We start from the raw sequence: 17,321 nt of genomic DNA, 5'->3' as shown, positions 1-17,321 counted from the left end.
GCAGGCCTTGAGCGGTACCTGGGCACCCGTGCGCAGCGGCCCCTACGCGACGCTCGCGCGCACCTGCGCCGCCTCGGCGCCGCGGCCCAGCCCGTCGAGCAGGTCGGCGAGCTCGAGGCTGATCCCCGTGTGCGCTGCCGTGCCGACGGACACCCGATCGCGGGCGCTCGCCATCACCGCGACGGCCTCGTCCGCGCGGTCGGCCGCCGCCAGACCGCGCGCGGCGTACACCTCGCCGCCCGCTGCCGTCATGACGTCGCCCTCGCGCGCGAGCACGTCGGCCGAGGCGAGGAGGACGCGCACGCCCTCGTCGAGGCGGCCGGCGTCGACGAGGAAGCGCCCCTTCGTGTCCTGCACGTTCGCGGCGTACCAGACCGCGTCCTCGGCCTCCGCCTGGGCGGTCGCCGCGTCGAGGTCCGCGAATCCCGCCTCGTCGCCGCCCATCAGCCGCGCGCGGCCCATCCCGTGCAGGAGCGCGGGCATCCCCCGGAAGCCCTCGACGCGCCGCCCGTGCTCGAGCGCGCGCTCGAACACGTCGCGCGCGTCGGGGTCGCCGAAGCGGAGCAGCAGCTCGCCGAGTGCGGAGCCCGCCTCGGCGGCCAGCCCGAAGGCCTCCGCCCCTTCCGCGAGGTCGATCGCCTCGCTCCATGCGCGATACGCCATCCCCGGCTCGTCGTTCGCGAGGGCGGCGTGCCCGAGATGGAGACCGGTCTCGGCCACCGCCTCGGGAGCAGCGCCCGTCGCCTTCTCCTCGAGGTAGACCGTCTCGAGGTTCTCCAGGCCGGCGGCCGCCTGACCCGCCTCGAGCTGGATGCGCGCGAGGTTGAACCGCAGGCCGACCGTGGGCAGCTCAGCCCGCTCGGCATGGCGCAGGGCGAACTCGATGCGCGCCGCGGCCTCCTCGGGCCTCCCGAGGTCGCTGAGGATCATGGCGGTGAGCTGTGCCGACGACGCGATGAGGCCCGCGACGTCGATCGCGACCGACTCCGCGAGAAGCCGCTCCGCGAAGCCCAGCGCCTCGTCGAAGCGCCCCTGACCGCCGAGCACCTGGGCGCGCAGGCGTAGCTCGGAGAACAGCGGCCACCCGGCGTTCGCGCGGTCGTCGATGCGCGACGCGGCGAGCGCGTCGGCCTCTTCCGCTCGTCCGAGCTGGATGAGCGCCTGGAGCCGCTCGCTCTCGAGCGCGTGGCGCAGCAGGAGCGGGTCGTCGGCGGGGAGAAGCACCTCCGCCTCGTCGAGAGCGGCGAGCGCGGCCTCGGGCTGCGCGGCGCGCAGGCGGGCGGCGCCGATCGTGATGAGCAGGTCGGCGACGACCGTCGCCGGCAGGTGCGCGGCGCGTGCGCGCTCGATCTCCGCCTCGAGCGTCGGGATGTCGTCGGGGGTGCACCGGCCGAGCAGCAGCAGGCCGAGACGCTCCTCGAGGTCCGCGTGCTCGGTGAGACCGTGGGCGCGCAGGGCCGCGGTCCGCAGGGCCAGAGTGGCCCGGGCGGCCTCGTCGTCGCCGCTCTCGAGCTGCGCGTAGAGGAGCACGCGATGCAGCTCGGCATCGTGGTCGCCCTCTCCGAGCGCGAGGCCTGCGGCGACGGCCGCCCGCACGCCATCGAGGTCGGCCGCGAAGAGGCGCCGACGGGCGCGCGTCAGCCATCCGGCCGCGTCAGCGGGCTCCGCGTCGTCGACGACGGGCGGCGCGTAGCTCTCACCGCCGAACGGCGCCTCCCAGCGCTGCGCGCTCAGGGCCCGCTTGCCGGCCAGCGTGCGGGCGAACCAGTCGTTCCCGTTGCGCGCGTCGAAGCGCGCCGCGATCGTCTCGGCGGCCGACCACGCCGCATCCCGCAGCTCGCCCGCGGTCCGCGGCCCGTCCGCGGCGCCCAGGAGCGGCTCGAGGGTCGGATGGTCGGAGCCGCGCACCCGGGTCGCTCCCTCCCCCGCCTCGACGACCGCGTCGAGGAGGACGCCGACGGCGGCGAGTCCCGAGAAGTGGTTCGCCTCGTGGAAGGGGTCGTGCGCGAGCCCGTCGATGTGCCGCTCGAGCAGCTGGAGCCCGCGCGCGAGGTTGCCGGTCACCGCGCAGAAGACGAGGTGGTTGGCGATGATGGGGAAGCCGTCCGGGTTGGTCCGGGCCGCGCGGTAGCTGCGGGCGTGGGCGGCGAGCGCCTCCTCGACGCGCCCCGCCCTCAGAAGCGGGAGCAGCGCCTCCGACTCGGCGAACTCGGGCTCCTCCCCGCACGAGAGGCCCTGCTCGAGGATCTCCTCCCACAGCCGGATGGCCTCGGCATCGTCTCCCCGCAGCTGGGCGAAGGTCGCGTCGCTCGAGCGCACGCACGCCTCGCAGTGCGAGTAGTCGTCTCGCTCGAGTCCGTCGCGCTCGATGAGGAAGCGCGCGGCCGCATCCGGGTCGCCGAGCAGCAGCGCGACGTCGTGTCGGGACTGCAGGACGCCGGTCTGGCCGACGCCGGCCTCGCGATAGCGCCGCTCCATGTCGGCGTGCAGCGCGGTGACGCGCTCCCGCGGGAACCGGCTGTTGCTCGCGAGCCGCCCGGCCATCCACTTGTACTGGAACAGCAGGTCGACGTGCACGCCGGGGTCGATCGGAAAGCGCACGGGGTCCGCATCGTGCTTGCCGACGCACCATCCGAACGACGCGAGCATCGTGTCGGTGTCGCCCGCCATGTGCGCCGACGGGGTGAGGTGCATGCGCGCGCGATAGGCGAGCTCCTCCTCGCCCGCCTCGTCGGCGAGCCGCACGGCCTCGTCGAGCAGCGCGCGCTCCTCCGGTCCGACCGGAAGCTCCGCCGCCTCCTCGAGAAGCCGCTCGATCTTCCGCGCCTTGCGGCTTCCGGGTGCGCTCATGCCTGTTCCCCTTCGAGGTCTCCGGCGATCCCGACGCTCAGGGTCACCATGTCGTTCATCGCCGACGTCAGCATCCGGCGATCGGCCGCGGTGAGCGGCCGATGCGACGCGAGCAGCGCCTGCACGTACAGCAGCTTGACCGTGCGGTCGAAGACGAGGTCGTCGCCGAGCGCCGCGAGGCGCGCGACGAGCGGGCTCGTCCAGTTCAGGCAGAGGCGCACGGTCGCGGCCTCCCTGCCGTCCTCGCGACGGCGCTCCTCGATGAGGGCGCTCACGTCGCCGAGCACGTCGCCCCAGATCCCGCCGGATGCGACCTCGCGCGCGCTGTCGCGCTCGATGCGGCGCACGACCTCGGGATCCACGACGCAGAGCGCGGACAGCTCAGCGGGAGCGAACCCGCGAGCCGAGACCGAGCAGCCCACCTCGGCCAGCGCGGCCGTGGCCCGCTCCTCGAGCGCGACGGCCCTCGCCCGCTCGGCGAGCGGAGGCGGCGTGAGCTCGTCGAGGAGCTCGCTCGCGGTGACCCGCGAGACGGGGAAGTCCAGCAGCTCGGGCAGCCGCCGCAGCAGCGCGGCGTCGTACGCGTATCCGCCGTTCACGACGGGAGCGTCGGACGGCACGATCGCCGCGACCTGGCGGAATTCGTCGACCGTCTCGGCGTAGCGCGCCGCGTCGTGCCGCCGGGTCAGGTCGGCGATGGTCATGTCGCCCGCCGACGTCTCGACGGTCAGCCACGGCAGCACCGTGCGCGCGAGCTCGTCGTCGTGAGCCGCCATCGCCTTGAGCGCGAGCTGGTGCACGGCGAGGAACTCCTGGAACTTCCACGGCCGGGTGGTCGCCTGCCGCAGGATCCACGCGCGGATGGCGGCACCCAGCTGCTCGCGCGTGTGCTCGAGCGCGGGGTCCTCCACGAAGGCCTCGCGGCTCGCGGTCGGCGAGAGCCCCGTCGTGTCGAGCACGCATCGGGCGAAGAAGGCCCAGTCGGGCAGCAGGCCGTCCAGGTGCTCGCTCACGAGCATCCGACCCAGGTGCACCGTGCTCGCCTGGCGCGCACCGGGCGGCGGCGCGAACGGGAGCACGAACGCCACACCCTCCGTCCCCGTCCCCGGGACGGAGAGCGGGATGACGTCGAGCGGCCGCCGGCCGAGCAGCTCCGTGCCCAGCGCGAGGAGCTCGTCGGACGGCTCATCCGCCGCGGCCCCGAGGAAGACGGGCGTGCGGGTGACGGTGTCGAGCGTGGCGTCGTCGTTGCGGATGGCGACCGAGACCGGCAGGTACTGCCCGAAGCGCGTCGCGAGGGCCCGGACGCGGTCGGGCGCGAGCAGAGCCGCGTCGTCGGGGCGCGGCTCCAGCACGATCTCGGTGCCCACGGCCATCCGCGCGGTCTCCTCCGGGTCGAGCTCCCGGATGCCGAACTGCCCCGATGCGTCGCCGATCCACTCGATCGCGGGCGCGCCCTTCGCCGATCGGCTGCGCACCACGATCCGGTCGGCCACCATGAAGCAGCTCAGCAGGCCGATGCCGAACTGGCCGAGGTAGTCCGCGCGTCGGGCCTGCAGGAGGTCGTCGCGCTTCGACGAGCGCCCCACGGTCGACAGCAGCTCGGCGGCCTCCTCGGCCGTGAGGCCCACGCCGTTGTCGCGGAAGCGGAAGGGACGTCCGGAGGCGGCCGGCTCGATCTCGAGCATGCCGGCGGGAGCTCCTCCGTCGAGGTCGCGGCGCGCCCGGATGGCGTCCCGGCCGTTCTGGAGCAGCTCGCGCAGGAAGACCTGGGGGCTGGAGTAGATGTGGCGGCTCAGGAGGTCGACGACCCCGCGGAGATCGACCTGGAAGGGCCGGACGTCAGGGGCACCCGATTCGAACCGCACCCGTCCAGCCTACGGATGTCGGTGAACTCCCGGTGCGCGCGGGGCCGTCAGGCGACGGGAGTGCCTCAGACGACGTACTCCATGAGCTCGCGGCCGAGTGCCCGGAACGCCTCGTGCGCACGGTCGCGGTGCAGGATCCCGGCGTCGTCGAACTCGACGAAGAGCGCGTAGGCCACGGCGCCGCGCGCTCCCGCGAGCACGCCGGCCTCGGCGCGCACGTCGGGCGCCCTGCCCGTGCGATTGAGGAAGAGGAGCCCGTGGGGGTCGTCGTCGTGAGCGAACGGGTCGAGCCCCGTCGCGCTGCCCACGAGGCTGAGATCGTGACCCTGCGTCAGCCATTCCGCGACCTGCGCGCTCACCGCGGCGTTCACGACGCGACCCGACACGATGTCGGCGAAGAGCCGCGCGAACTCGCGCGCCGTTCCGAGCGCGACGTGCGGGGCATCATCCGGCCCTCGCCGTTCGCGGAAGTGGTCGAGCAGAGCCGACCGCGGCATCCCGAGTGAGACGAAGCGCCGGGTCACCCTCTCGTGCCCGACCCGGTCCAGCAGGGCGTTCGCGGCGAGCGCGTCGTCGGTCGTGGCGGCGAGGATCGCGAGGTCGCCGGCGGGGAGCTCGCGCGTGCGCAGGTGCCGCCACACCCCTGACATCCGCACGGGGTCGAGCGGATCCCGCGCGACGATCTCGTCGGGATCCAGCTCTCCGGCGTCGAACTGCGCGGCGGCCTCGATGAGCAGCGGCACCGTGCCCACGCCGCCGACCGGCAGGGTCACGTGGTCGTCTCCGCTCAGCAGCACCGTCTCGCGGTCGAGGTCGACGACGTGCACGCCGGCACGGGCGTCCGCCGCGACGAGGGCCTCGATCGAGCGGAGCGTCGCGGTGAAGGTCGGCTGCAGGATGGCACGGCGACGCAGGCGGCGCGCCTCCCGACGCTCGCCGCGCAGCGAGACGGCTTCCTTCTGAGGCTCGATGGCCACGGGTCCCTTCCCATCCGCTCGCACCCGCGAGCGGCGACGTCGGGGGGCTCTCGGCGACGCCCGCTCCGCGATGGATGCAGGTGTGTCTCGATTATGCCCGCGCGGGAGCCGCCCTCAGCGAACTCTCACCAGATCGTCACGCGCTGGTCCTCGGGGAGCCACAGCGCGTCGCTCGGCTGGACGTCGAAGGCGGCGTAGAACGCGTCCACATTGCGCACGATCTGGTTGCACCGGAACTCGTTGGGCGAGTGCGGGTCGATCGTGAGGAGGCGGATGGTCTCGGCCTCGCGCGACTTCTGCTGCCACACCTGCGCCCACGACAGCAGAAGGCGCTGTACACCGGTCAGGCCGTCGACGATCGGCGCCTCCTCGCCGCCGAGCGAGAGCTCGTAGGCCTTGAGGGCGATGCCGAGACCGCCGAGGTCGCCGATGTTCTCGCCGATCGTGAGCGCTCCGTTGACGGTGTGCGACGCGTCGAGGCCCTGCGGGACGAGGGCGTTGTACTGCTCGATGAGCGACCGGGTGCGCTCCTCGAAGGCGGCGCGGTCCTCCTCGGTCCACCAGTCGTTGAGCGCCCCGGTCCCGTCGTAGCGGCTCCCCTGGTCGTCGAACCCGTGGCCGATCTCGTGCCCGATGACGCCGCCGATGCCGCCGTAGTTCGCCGCGGGGTCGCGATCGGCGTCGAAGAACGGCGGCTGCAGGATCGCCGCGGGGAAGACGATCTCGTTCATGAGCGGGTTGTAGTACGCGTTCACGGTCATCGGCGTCATGAACCACTCGTCGCGGTCGATCGGCTTGCCGACCTTGCCGAGCTGCCGGTCGTGCTCGGCGATGTTCGTGCGGCGGACGTTGCCGATGAGATCGGTCGCGGTGATCTCGACGGCGTCGTAGTCGCGCCACTTCGCGGGATAGCCGATCTTCGGGGTGAAGGTGTCGAGCTTCTCGAGCGCCTTCTCGCGCGTCGCAGGGCTCATCCACTCGAGCGTCGAGATGCTCTGGCGGTACGCCTCGGTGAGGTTCGCGACGAGCTCGTCCATCGCGGTCTTCGCGCTCGGCGGGAAGTGCCGCTCGACGTAGACGCGGCCGATCGCGTCGCCCAGCGCTCCCTCCGCGAGCGACACACCGCGCTTCCAGCGCTCGCGGATGGTCGGCACGCCGGTGAGCTCGGTGCCGTAGAAGGCGAAGTTCTCATCGACGAAGTCGTCGGACAGGTACGGCGCGAGGGCGTGCACGACCTGGAACCGCAGCCACGCCTTCCAGTCGTCGAGGCGCTCGGCGACGAGGAGCGAGCCGAGGCCCTCGAGCGCCGAGGGCTGGTAGACGACCGCCTCGGCGAACACCTCGGGCCTGCCCGGCGCGACCGCGTCGCGCCACGGCGCGAGGTCGACGCCCGCGAGCTGCTGGATCTCGTCCCACGACTTCAGGTTGTAGGTCGCGACGGCGTCGCGGCTGCGGACGTTGTCCCAGTGATGCGACGCGATGTCCTTCTGCAGCGCGTAGAGGCGCTCGGCCTGGCCCGCGGCGTCGTCGACGCCCGCGAGCTCGAGCAGGCGCTCCACGTGACGGCGGAACGCCGCGCGCGTGCCCTCGAAGTTCTCGAGGCGGAAGTAGCTCTCGTCGGGGAGCGAGATGCCCGACTGGACGAGGAACGGGACGTAGCGCGTGGGGTCGCCCGGGTCGGGCTCGACGAACACGCCGATCGGGCCGCCCAGACCCTCGCGGTCGAACTCGCCCGCGGTGCGCAGGAGCGATGCCACGTCGGAGACCGCGTCGACGCGCTCGAGGAGCGGGACGAGCGGAGCGGCCCCGAGCGCGGCGATGCGCTCGGTGTCCATGAAGCTCGAGTAGAGGTCGCCCACCTTGCGCGTCTCGGTGCCGGGCTCGGCGGCCTGCGCCTCCTCGACGATCGCGCGCACGTCCTTCTCGGCCTGCTCGGCGAGCTGGTGGAAGGCGCCCCAGCGCGCCTTGTCGCCCGGGATCTCCGTGCGATCGATCCAGGCGCCGTTGACGTGGCGGTACAGGTCGTCCTGCGGCCGGATCTCCTCACTGAGCTCGTCGAGGGCGATACCGGAGGGGAGGGATGCAGCCGTCATGCGCTCCATCGTATGCACAGCCCCGGACGCGGGCGCCGCGCTCGCGTCCCGCCTCCGTCCTAGGCTCGGATGGTGACCGCCCGCCGCTCCCTCGACCGCGACATCCTGCGGCTCGCGTTCCCCGCTCTCGGCTCGCTCATCGCCGAGCCGCTCTTCCTCGCGGTGGATGCCGCCATGGTCGGGCACCTCGGCATCGACGAGCTCGCGGGCCTCGGCATCGCGTCCGCGGTCCTCACCACGATCGTGGGCCTCATGGTGTTTCTCGCGTACTCCACGACCCCCGCGGTCGCGCGCCGCTTCGGCGCGGGAGACGTCCGCGCGGCCGTCTCGGTCGGCATCGACGGCATGTGGCTCGCGCTCGGCATCGGCGCCGTCCTCGCAGTCGCCGGGACCTTCGCCGTCCCCGCGCTCGTCGCGGCGTTCTCGCCGGACGCCGCGGTCGCCGGGCACGCCGAGGCGTACCTCGGGATCTCGATGTGGGGTCTTCCCGCGATGCTCATCGTGTTCGCCGCGACGGGCCTCCTGCGCGGGCTGCAGAACACGATCGTGCCGCTATGGATCGCGGGCGCGGGCTTCACGCTCAACGCCGGGGTGAACTGGCTGCTCATCTACGGGCTCGGATGGGGCGTCGCCGGGTCGGCGGCCGGAACCGTCCTCGTGCAGTGGGGCATGGTCGGCGCCTACGTCGTCGTCATCGGGCGGCTCGCGCGACGCCACCGCGCGACGATCCGTCCGCACCGCGAGGGGCTCGGCGGCTCCGCCCGCTCGGGCGGATGGATGTTCCTGCGCACCGTGAGCCTGCGCGTCGCGACGCTCGGCACGGTCTGGGTGGCGACCGACCTCGGCACGCGCGAGCTCGCCGGATGGCAGGTCGTCTTCACGATCTTCTCCACGACGGCGTTCGCGCTCGACGCGCTCGCGATCGCCGCGCAGGCGCTCGTCGGCAAGGCGCTCGGCGAGAGGGACCCGCGGCAGGTGCGCGCCGTGCTCGGCCGGACCGTGCTGTGGGGCGTGTGGGGCGGCGTGGCGGCCGGAGTCGTCATCGCGGCGCTGTCGGGCGTCATCGGCGTCGTCTTCACGGGCGACGCGGAGGTGGCCGCCGACATCCAGCCCGCGCTCCTCGTGCTCGCGGTCTCGCAGCCGATCGGCGCCTTCGTGTTCGTGCTCGACGGCGTGCTCATGGGCGCGAACGACGCACGCTACCTCGCGATCGCGGGAGGCCTGAACCTCCTCCCCTACCTGCCCGCGCTCATCGCGCTCGCGTGGCTCTCGCCATCCGGACCGGGAGCGCTCGCGTGGCTCTCCGCGACCTACTACGGGGTCTACATGCTCGCGCGCGGCGTCACGCTCGGCGCGCGCATCCGCGGCCGGGCCTGGATGGAGCAGGCCGCGTAGCTCAGGCGCTCTCGAGCTCGGCGATCACGACCTTCTTCTGCTGCATCATCACCTGGATGGCCGCGGGGCTGCTCACGAGCTCGCCCATGTTGCGCGGGATGATCTGCCAGCTGACCCCGAACCGGTCCTTGCACCATCCGCACTGCTCGGCCTCGGGCACGTGCGACAGCGCCTCCCAGTAGCGGTCGATCTCCTCCTGCCCGTCGCACGAGACGACGAACGAGACGGCCTCGTTGAAGGTGAAGAGCGGTCCGCCGTCGAGGCACACGAAGTCGACCCCGTTGAGCGTGAACTGCCCGTTGAGGACCTTCCCGCTCATGCCCGTGAAGTGGGCGTCGAGCTTCTCGTCGGGGTACTCCTCGATGCTTCGGATGCGCGAGTTCGGGAAGACGGAGACGTAGTACTCCATCGCCTCCCGCGCGTTGTCGTCGAACCACAGGCACGGCTGGATGCGGGCGAGCTCGGCCATTTCGGACTCCTTCGGCGTCGACGGTCGCTGACGCCGCTCACGCTACGCCCGCGCGCGGGTCGCGTCGAGGGGTGGCATCACGCGTCACGCGCGTATCGCCGGGCCCACTCGTACATCACGATCGCGCCGGCCGCGGAGGCGTTGATCGAGCGCGTCGAGCCGTACTGCGTGATCTCGATGTGCCCCGACGCCGCGGCGAGCGCCTCGTCCGTCAGACCCGGCCCCTCCTGGCCGAAGAGGAGCACGCAGCGCTCTGGCAGCTCGGCCCTGTCGACGGGCACGGCGTCGCCCACGTTGTCGACCGCGATGATCGGGAGCCCCTCCTTCGCGGCCCAGGCCGCGAACGACGCGACATCCGGATGGTGGACCACGTGCTGGTAGCGGTCGGTCACCATCGCGCCGCGCCGGTTCCAGCGCTTGCGGCCGATGATGTGCACCGACTCGGCGAGGAACGCGTTGGCGCTGCGCACGATCGACCCGATGTTCATGTCGTGCTGCCAGTTCTCGATCGCGACATGGAACGGATGGCGGCGCGTGTCCAGGTCGGCGACGATCGCCTCCATGCGCCAGTAGCGGTACCGGTCGACGACATTGCGCGAATCGCCGTTCGCGAGGAGCTCGGGGTCGTAGTGATCGCCCTCGGGCCACGCGCCGGGCCAGGGCCCGACGCCGTGCGTCGACGCCTCGCGGTGGGGCTCGGGCTGCGGGTCCGTCACCGGACGAGGCTACCGGGTGTCAGCGCAACACGGCCCCGGCGCCCGGTCCTCCTGTCGGGCTCGTGGGGCTCGTGTGCGCGTGTCGACCCCACCCGGCGACACCAGCCCCAGCCATCCGAATCCGCACACGGACACGCACACGCACACCCACGCAACACGGGCCGCTGCCCGAGCCCGCTCAGCGCACGTGACCCGTGTGTCCAGGGACGACGGGGGTCTCGACCCACTGCCCCGAGGCGGCCGACTCCTCGGCCGCGGTCAGCACCTGCGCCGACGCGAGCCCGTCGTGGATGGTCGAAGTATCGGATGGCTGACCCGCCACCGCGAGCAGGAACTTCTTCGCCTCGATCGTCTTGAGATCGTCGTAGCCCATCGACGTCCCGGACCCCGGCTGGAAGCGCGCGAACTCGGGGAAGGTCTCGTCGGCGAGCAGCCGGGTGTACCCGAGGCTCTCGCCGGGGCGGCGGATGGCGAGCTCGAGCTCGTTGAGGCGCTCGAAGTCCCAGCGCAGCGAGCCCTCGGTGCCGAACACCTCGATCGCGTACTCGGCCTTGGGTCCGACCGCGAGCCACGAGGCGTCGAGCGTGCCGAGCGCACCCGCGGCGAGCGCGGAGTCGTCGAAGCGCAGCAGCATGTTCGCGTAGTCGTCGTTCTCGACCGGGAGCATCCGCCCCTCGTCGGGCGTCCCGGCAAGGCCCGGGCGCTCCGTGATGAACGTGCCGGTCGACGCGGTCACCGAGCCGATCGGGCCGAGCAGGAAGTGCACGAGGTCGACGAGATGGCCCATGAGGTCGCCGAGCACGCCGGATCCGCTCGTCTCGCGCACGAAGCGCCATGCGCGCGGCGACTGCGGGTCGGCGCTGAAGCCGCCGAAGAAGCGACCGCGCACGTTCGTGATCCGGCCGAGGGCGCCCTCCCCGATCAGCTGGCGCGCCCGCTGGATGGCCGGCGGCTGGCGGTAGTTGAAGCCGACGGCCGACTGCACGCCCGCGTCGACGACGGCGTCGCGGATGGCCGCGGTCTCGTGCGCGCCGCGGCCCGCGGGCTTCTCGATCCAGATGTGCTTGCCCGCCCGCGCGGCCGCGACGCCCACCTCGGCATGCAGGAAGTTCGGCGCGCAGATCGAGACGACGTCGACGTCGGGGTTCGCGAGCACCTCGCGATAGTCCGCCACGGCGCTCTCGTAGCCCAGCACATCCGTCGCGTACGAGCGGCCCGCCTCCGCGGTATCCGCGGCCTGGACGAGGCGCGGCCGCAGACCGAGCTCGGGGTAGACGAAGGGGACCGACCGGTAGGCGCGACTGTGCAGTCGGCCCATCCAGCCGACGCTGACGAGTCCGACGCCGATCTCGCGGACGGGGGATGCGGTCATCGACGACCTCCGGGGCACGGGCGACGACGACGTCGCGGGAACGGGACCACACCACGCTACGAATGCTCATCCCTTTTGTCAAGACATTAGCTCTTTCAGCACGTCCGCGCGTCGCCGTAGGCTGATCGCGTGGCTTCACCCGCGGCGGACGACTACCTCAAGACGGTGTACTCGCACACCGAGTGGCAGGACGACCCCATCACGCCGTCGGTGCTCGCCGGGAAGCTCGGCGTCGCCCCGTCGAGCGTGACCGAGATGGTGAAGAAGCTCGCGGCGGCCGGCCTTGTCTCGCATGTGCCCTACGGCGCCGTGCGGCTCACGGAGGAGGGCGAGCGTCGCGCGATCGGCATCATCCGCCGGCACCGTCTCATCGAGACGTGGCTCGTGCGCGAGATGGGCTACGGCTGGGACGAGGTGCACGACGAGGCCGAGGTCCTCGAGCACGCGCTGAGCGACCGGCTGCTCGAGCGGATCGACGAGCGCCTCGGGCGCCCGTCGCTCGACCCGCACGGCGACAAGATCCCGGATGCCGAGGGCCAGATCGAGCGCGAGGCCTTCGTCCTGCTCGCGGATGCTCCGGTCGGGCACGTCGGCCGGGTGCTGCGCGTGCGCGACCGCGACCCCGAGCTCCTGCGCGAGATCGAGGGCGCCGGCATCGACGTCGGCCGCGAGGTGGCGGTCACCGAGCGCGGCGTGCTGCTCGACGGCGACGACGTCGTGCTGCCCGAAGGTGCGGCCGACGTGATCTGGCTGACGGCGTAGTACCGCAGTACCGCACCGCCCCGCGAACATCCGCCTCCGCGCCGACGCGGCAGGGCACCTGTCCTCCGTAGCGTCGGAGGCATGATCACGGCAGAGAACCTCACGAAGCGCTTCGGCGCCAAGACCGCCGTCGACGGCATCTCGTTCGAGGTGCGGCCGGGGCAGGTCACCGGCTTCCTCGGGCCCAACGGCGCGGGCAAGTCGACCACCATGCGCATGATCGTCGGCCTCGACCGGCCAGACGCCGGCTCGGTCACGGTGAACGGGCGCCCGTTCGCGCAGCACGCCGCTCCCATGACCGAGGTCGGAGCGCTCCTCGACGCGAAGGCCGTGCACCCGGGGCGCACGGCGGAGGCGCACCTGCGCATGCTCGCCGCGACGCACGGCATCGGGATGGCCCGGGTCGCCGAGGTCATGGAGCTCACGGGCATCGCCGGAGTCGCGAGGCGTCGCATCGGCGGCTTCTCGCTCGGCATGCACCAGCGCCTCGGGATCGCCGCGACCATGCTCGGCGACCCGCACACGCTCATCCTCGACGAGCCCGTCAACGGCCTCGACCCCGAGGGCGTGCACTGGGTGCGCGGGTTCGTCCGCTCCCTCGCGGCCGAGGGGCGCGCGATCTTCCTCTCCTCGCACCTCATGAGCGAGATGGCGCAGACCGCCGACCACATCATCGTCCTGGGCAAGGGCCGCATCCTCGCGGACGCGCCCGTGGGCGACTTCCTGCGCGGATCCGAGCGCGAGCGCACGCGCGTCCGCTCGTCCGACGCGCGCCGGCTGGGGCTTCTCCTCGCCGACCCGGGCGTCGCCATCACCCAGGCGGCCGCCGACACGCTCGACGTCGAGGGCCTGCCCGCGGCGCAGATCACGCGCGTCGCTGTGAACGCCGACATCGACGTGCACGAGCTCGTCCCCCTGCGCGGCTCGCTCGAGGAGGCCTACCTGGCTCTCACCGGCGACGCCGTCGAGTACCGCAGCGACCCCGCCGCTCTCGCGGCCTGAACGGAGTTCCCATGACCGCCATTGCCGCGGCTCCGCGCCGCACCGCCTCTCTCGGCGCCCCGCGCCTGACCTTCTCCCGCCTCGTCCGCGCCGAGTGGATCGGCCTGACGAGTCTGCGCGGCACGATCGCCTCGCTCGTCGTCGGGACCGTGCTCGTGCTCGCCGTCTCGGTCGGCATGACCGCCCTGCTCCTCGCCGTGAACGGCGACCCGGCGGGCGCGCCGCCCGCGCTCATGATGACCCTCGGTGCCGCGACCGTCGCGCAGATCATCGCCGTGCTCGTGGGCGTGGGCGTCTTCGCGAAGGAGCACGCGACGGGTTCGCTCCGCACCCAGCTGGCCGCGGCACCGCGCCGCGTCGCGACGGTCGGCGCGAAGGCCGTGGTCGTCGCCGTGAGCACGTTCGCGTGGTCGCTCGCCTCGCTGCTCCTGTCGTTCGCGGGCGTCGTCGCCGTCGGCGCCGTCTGGGGCGTCGAGCCCGCCCTCGACGACGCGCTCACGGCCATCCTGCTGCCGATCGTCGGCGCGGCGCTGTTCACGGCGCTCGTCGGCGTGCTGTCCCTCGGCGTCGCGGCGCTCCTGCGCTCCGAGACCTGGTCGGTCACGCTCGTGCTCGTGTTCCTCCTCGTGCTCCCGACCGTGCTGCTGACGCTGCCGTTCGAATGGGCGCCGACGATCCACGACGCGCTCATGGCACCCGCCGGCGACGCCCTCATGACGCCGAACGCAGACGTCGACGGCGAGACCGTCCGCGACATCGCGATCGCCTTCGCGTGGCCGATCGCGGCACTCGTCGCCGGGATGGCCGTGGTCCGCCGCCGCGACGCGTGACCATCCGCTCATCGGGCCGATGGCCCCGTCCCGCGCGGGACGGGGCCATCCGCATAGGGTCGGAGACGTGAGCAGCGCAGAGGGGACGAGGACGGGCGGGCTGGACCTCGCCCTCCCCCGCCCTCCCGGCGTCATCCGGCGATGGGTCGATCGCCATCCGCGGATCGTCGACGTCCTCATCGTCTTCACGTGCCAGATCGCGCCGGCCCTGCTCACGCTCGTCCTCGCGGCCGCGGTCCCGGAGGACTTCCCCCTCGACGGATGGTCGGCAGCGGGCGCCGCCTCCTCCATCGCCGTCGGCTCGGTCGCGCTCGTGGTGCGGCGCGAGCGCCCCCTTATCGCCGCGATCGTGTGCGGCAGCCTGGCCGTCCTGCCGCTCCCCTTCAGCATGGGCGGCCATCTCGCCGTCTTCGTCGCGCTCTACGCGCTGGGCGTCCACAGCACCCCGCGGCGCACCTGGATCGGCTACGGGATCGTGGCGGCGGTGACGGTGATCGTCTCCGGCGTGGCGACGTGGCTCACCCTCTCGGGTGCCGTGCTCCCGGAGGACCCCGACATCAGCCCCGCGGCCACGGCCGTCCCGAACGCGATCGTCTACCTCGTCCCGACCCTGCTCGGGCTCTCGGTCGGCAACCGCCGCCGGTACATCGACGCGATCATCGCGCGGGCCGCCGACCTCGCGCGCGAGCGCGACCAGCGCGCGCAGCTCGCGGTCGCAGACGAGCGGGCGCGCATCGCGCGGGAGATGCACGACATCGTCTCGCACAGTCTCACGGTGATGGTGACCCTGTCCGAGGGGGCGGCGGCGCAGGCCGAGACGGGCGGGCCGCGCGCCGCCGAAGCCATGCGCCTCGTGGCTGAGACCGGCCGGTCGTCGCTCGCCGAGATGCGACGTCTGCTCGGCGTCCTGCGCGCCCCCGACCAGGCGGCGCAGCTCGCCCCGCAGCCGGGCGACGCGGATCTCGAGGTCCTCGCCGAGCGCTTCCGCGAGACGGGCCTCCCCGTCCGCCTCACGCGGATCGGCACGCCGATCGCCGACCGCGCGCTGCAGCTCGCGGTCTTCCGCATCGTCCAGGAGGGCCTCACGAACGCCCTCCGGCACGCGCCGGGCGCGCGGTACGCGGCCGTGACCATCCGCCGCGAGGACGGGATCGTGACCGTCGAGGTGCGCAACGACGCGCCCGCGCGGCAGAGCACAGCGCCTCCCGGGCGCGGGACGGGCATCATCGGGGTGCGGGAGCGCGCCGCTCTGTACGCGGGTCACGTGGACGCGGGGCCGACGGCGGATGGCGGATGGCTGCTGCGCGCGCAGCTGAAGGAGGAGCAGGGATGACCGGGGAGCGGATCCGCGTCGCGATCGCCGACGACCAGCAGCTCGTGCGGATGGGGCTGCGGATGGTGCTCGACGCCCAGCCCGACATCGAGGTGGTCGCCGAGGCCGAGGACGGCGAGCACGCCGTGGCCGTGGCCAGCGACGGCGGGGTCGACGTCATCCTCATGGACGTGCGCATGCCGCGGCTCGACGGGATCGCGGCGACCGAGCGGATCGCGGCCGCGGGGCCCCTCCCCCGGGTGCTCGTGCTCACGACCTTCGACCTCGACGAGTACGCGTTCGCTGCCCTGCGCGCAGGCGCGAGCGGCTTCCTCCTCAAGGACGCGCTGCCGGCCGACCTCCTCGGCGCGATCCGCGCCGTGCACGCGGGCGACGCCGCGCTCGCGCCGAGCGTCACCCGCCGGATGATCGAGCAGTTCACCGCGCACGCCGCACCGCGGCCATCCGCCGAGCTCGATGCGCTGACGCCGCGAGAGCGCGAGATCTTCGCGGCCATCGCCGAGGGCCTCACGAACGACGAGATCGCCGCGCGGTTCTACCTCGCGTCGTCGACCGTGAAGACGCACATCGGGCGGCTTCTGCAGAAGCTCGGGGCGCGTGATCGCGTGCAGCTCGTGATCCTCGCCTACGAGGCCGGGATCGCGGGCAGCTGACGCGTCAGCGGCCGGCCACGCGCGCCGCGCGCGCGAAGGGCCACTCCATGCCCGAGAGCCGCTCGCACGTCTCCCAGATCCGCTGACGCACCTCGGGGTCCGACGACGTGCGCGAGGGCTGCTGCCGGGTGGGCTCACCCCGCGTGATGAGCCGCGGCCCCCAGTACTCGCCGCCCGTGATGGCGGGGTCGACGAGCGCGCGCACGAGCGAGGCCGCCCCGCGCTCCTTGGACTGCGCGATCGGGGCCTGGAGGCCGTCCTTGAAGCGCTTCCACGCACTCGGCTCGTTCACGCCCTGCACGCGCGGCGTGCGTCCGCCGATCGAGTACCCGGGATGCGCGACGACGCTCTCGACGGGCACGCCGGCGTCGCGCAGGCGGACGTCGGCCTCGATTCCGAGCGCCTGGACGACGACCTTCGACTGCACATAGGCGCGATACGCGTGGTACCCGCGCTCGAGCTGGATGTCGACGGGGTCGTATGCGCCCATGCGCGTCGACATGCTGCCGAGCCACACCATGCGCGGCGTCCAGGTGCGGCTCGCCGACTTCGACAGCGTCGTCAGCAGCTCGGCGGCGAGCACGAAGTGCCCGAGGGCGTTCGTCGCGAGGACGAGCTCGCGGCCGTCGCGGGTCGTCTCCCGCTGCCGCGGGGTGTGGACGATGCCCGCGTTCAGCAGCACGCCGTCGAGGCGCTGCCGCTTGAAGAGGCCGCCGCGCACGCTCGCGGCCGCCGCGCGGATCGACCCGGTGTTGCTCACGTCGAGGAGGAGAGTCTGGACCGAGGCATCGGGCACCCGAGCCTCGAGTGCGTCGTGCGCCGCGGCGAGCTTGTTGGGGCTGCGCCCGCTGAGGATGACGTGAGCGCCTGCGCGCGCGAGCTGCTCGCTCGCGAAGTAGCCGAGACCCGCGTTGGCGCCCGTGATGAGGTAGGTGCGGCCGGTCTGATCCGGCAGGCGCGCCGGATCCCAGCTCCGGGGCGCGTGTTCGGTCACGAGACGA

Annotated in this window: 14 protein-coding genes; 6 read left to right on the top strand and 8 right to left on the bottom strand. The window is 73.0% G+C overall.

Going from position 1 to position 17,321, the window contains the following annotated elements; genetic code table 11:
* Positions 1 to 42 precede the first annotated feature (42 nt).
* The 4 genes from PKE79_RS05150 to PKE79_RS05135 form a co-directional block, all read right to left on the bottom strand.
* Positions 43 to 2,850, bottom strand: a complete 2,808-nt coding sequence (locus PKE79_RS05150; RefSeq protein WP_271172596.1) for a hypothetical protein — start codon at positions 2,848 to 2,850, stop codon at positions 43 to 45.
* Complete coding sequence (locus PKE79_RS05145; protein WP_271172595.1) at positions 2,847 to 4,718, bottom strand: HSP90 family protein; 1,872 nt, start codon at positions 4,716 to 4,718, stop codon at positions 2,847 to 2,849. Before PKE79_RS05145 ends, PKE79_RS05150 begins: the two co-directional genes overlap by 4 nt.
* A gap of 65 nt (positions 4,719 to 4,783) precedes the next feature.
* A complete protein-coding gene (locus PKE79_RS05140; RefSeq protein ID WP_271172594.1) occupies positions 4,784 to 5,695 on the bottom strand; it encodes a serine hydrolase in 912 nt (303 codons plus the stop codon).
* 125 nt (positions 5,696 to 5,820) lie between these two features.
* Positions 5,821 to 7,788: a M13 family metallopeptidase gene (locus PKE79_RS05135; protein ID WP_271172593.1), complete on the bottom strand. Its 1,968-nt coding sequence runs from the start codon at positions 7,786 to 7,788 to the stop codon at positions 5,821 to 5,823.
* Positions 7,789 to 7,857: 69 nt separating this feature from the next.
* Here PKE79_RS05135 and PKE79_RS05130 point away from each other — a divergent pair, with 69 nt between their 5' ends.
* A complete protein-coding gene (locus PKE79_RS05130) occupies positions 7,858 to 9,183 on the top strand; it encodes an MATE family efflux transporter (RefSeq protein WP_271172592.1) in 1,326 nt (441 codons plus the stop codon).
* A gap of 1 nt (position 9,184) precedes the next feature.
* Here PKE79_RS05130 and PKE79_RS05125 read toward each other — a convergent pair whose 3' ends face one another.
* The 3 genes from PKE79_RS05125 to PKE79_RS05115 all read right to left on the bottom strand — a co-directional run bounded on the left by PKE79_RS05125 (position 9,185) and on the right by PKE79_RS05115 (position 11,740).
* On the bottom strand, positions 9,185 to 9,652 hold the full coding sequence (locus PKE79_RS05125; protein WP_271172591.1) for a VOC family protein: 468 nt from the start codon (positions 9,650 to 9,652) through the stop codon (positions 9,185 to 9,187).
* A gap of 77 nt (positions 9,653 to 9,729) precedes the next feature.
* On the bottom strand, positions 9,730 to 10,368 hold the full coding sequence (locus PKE79_RS05120) for a TrmH family RNA methyltransferase (RefSeq protein ID WP_271172590.1): 639 nt from the start codon (positions 10,366 to 10,368) through the stop codon (positions 9,730 to 9,732).
* A 178-nt stretch (positions 10,369 to 10,546) separates the two neighbouring features.
* Positions 10,547 to 11,740, bottom strand: coding sequence for a Gfo/Idh/MocA family protein (locus PKE79_RS05115; protein WP_271172589.1), 1,194 nt, complete (start codon positions 11,738 to 11,740; stop codon positions 10,547 to 10,549).
* A 129-nt stretch (positions 11,741 to 11,869) separates the two neighbouring features.
* Between PKE79_RS05115 and PKE79_RS05110 the strand changes: the two genes are divergently transcribed.
* The 5 genes from PKE79_RS05110 (at position 11,870) to PKE79_RS05090 (ending at position 16,320) form a co-directional block, all read left to right on the top strand.
* On the top strand, positions 11,870 to 12,502 hold the full coding sequence (locus tag PKE79_RS05110) for a metal-dependent transcriptional regulator (protein WP_271172588.1): 633 nt from the start codon (positions 11,870 to 11,872) through the stop codon (positions 12,500 to 12,502).
* Positions 12,503 to 12,583: 81 nt separating this feature from the next.
* The gene (locus tag PKE79_RS05105) at positions 12,584 to 13,504 is read left to right on the top strand and encodes an ABC transporter ATP-binding protein (protein WP_271172587.1); all 921 of its coding nucleotides are present in this window, start codon (positions 12,584 to 12,586) and stop codon (positions 13,502 to 13,504) included.
* Between the two features lie 11 nt (positions 13,505 to 13,515).
* A complete protein-coding gene (locus tag PKE79_RS05100) occupies positions 13,516 to 14,334 on the top strand; it encodes an ABC transporter permease subunit (protein WP_271172586.1) in 819 nt (272 codons plus the stop codon).
* A 67-nt stretch (positions 14,335 to 14,401) separates the two neighbouring features.
* The gene (locus PKE79_RS05095; RefSeq protein WP_271172585.1) at positions 14,402 to 15,667 is read left to right on the top strand and encodes a sensor histidine kinase; all 1,266 of its coding nucleotides are present in this window, start codon (positions 14,402 to 14,404) and stop codon (positions 15,665 to 15,667) included.
* Positions 15,664 to 16,320, top strand: coding sequence for a response regulator transcription factor (locus PKE79_RS05090; RefSeq protein WP_271172584.1), 657 nt, complete (start codon positions 15,664 to 15,666; stop codon positions 16,318 to 16,320). Before PKE79_RS05095 ends, PKE79_RS05090 begins: the two co-directional genes overlap by 4 nt.
* A 4-nt stretch (positions 16,321 to 16,324) precedes the next feature.
* On the opposite strand, the gene PKE79_RS05085 is transcribed toward PKE79_RS05090, so the two are convergent.
* Positions 16,325 to 17,314: an SDR family NAD(P)-dependent oxidoreductase gene (locus tag PKE79_RS05085; protein ID WP_271172583.1), complete on the bottom strand. Its 990-nt coding sequence runs from the start codon at positions 17,312 to 17,314 to the stop codon at positions 16,325 to 16,327.
* Positions 17,315 to 17,321 lie beyond the last annotated feature (7 nt).

The organism is Microbacterium barkeri, from assembly GCF_027921765.1.
GTDB lineage: Bacteria > Actinomycetota > Actinomycetes > Actinomycetales > Microbacteriaceae > Microbacterium > Microbacterium barkeri.
This window is presented reverse-complemented; position numbering and strand designations above follow the sequence as displayed.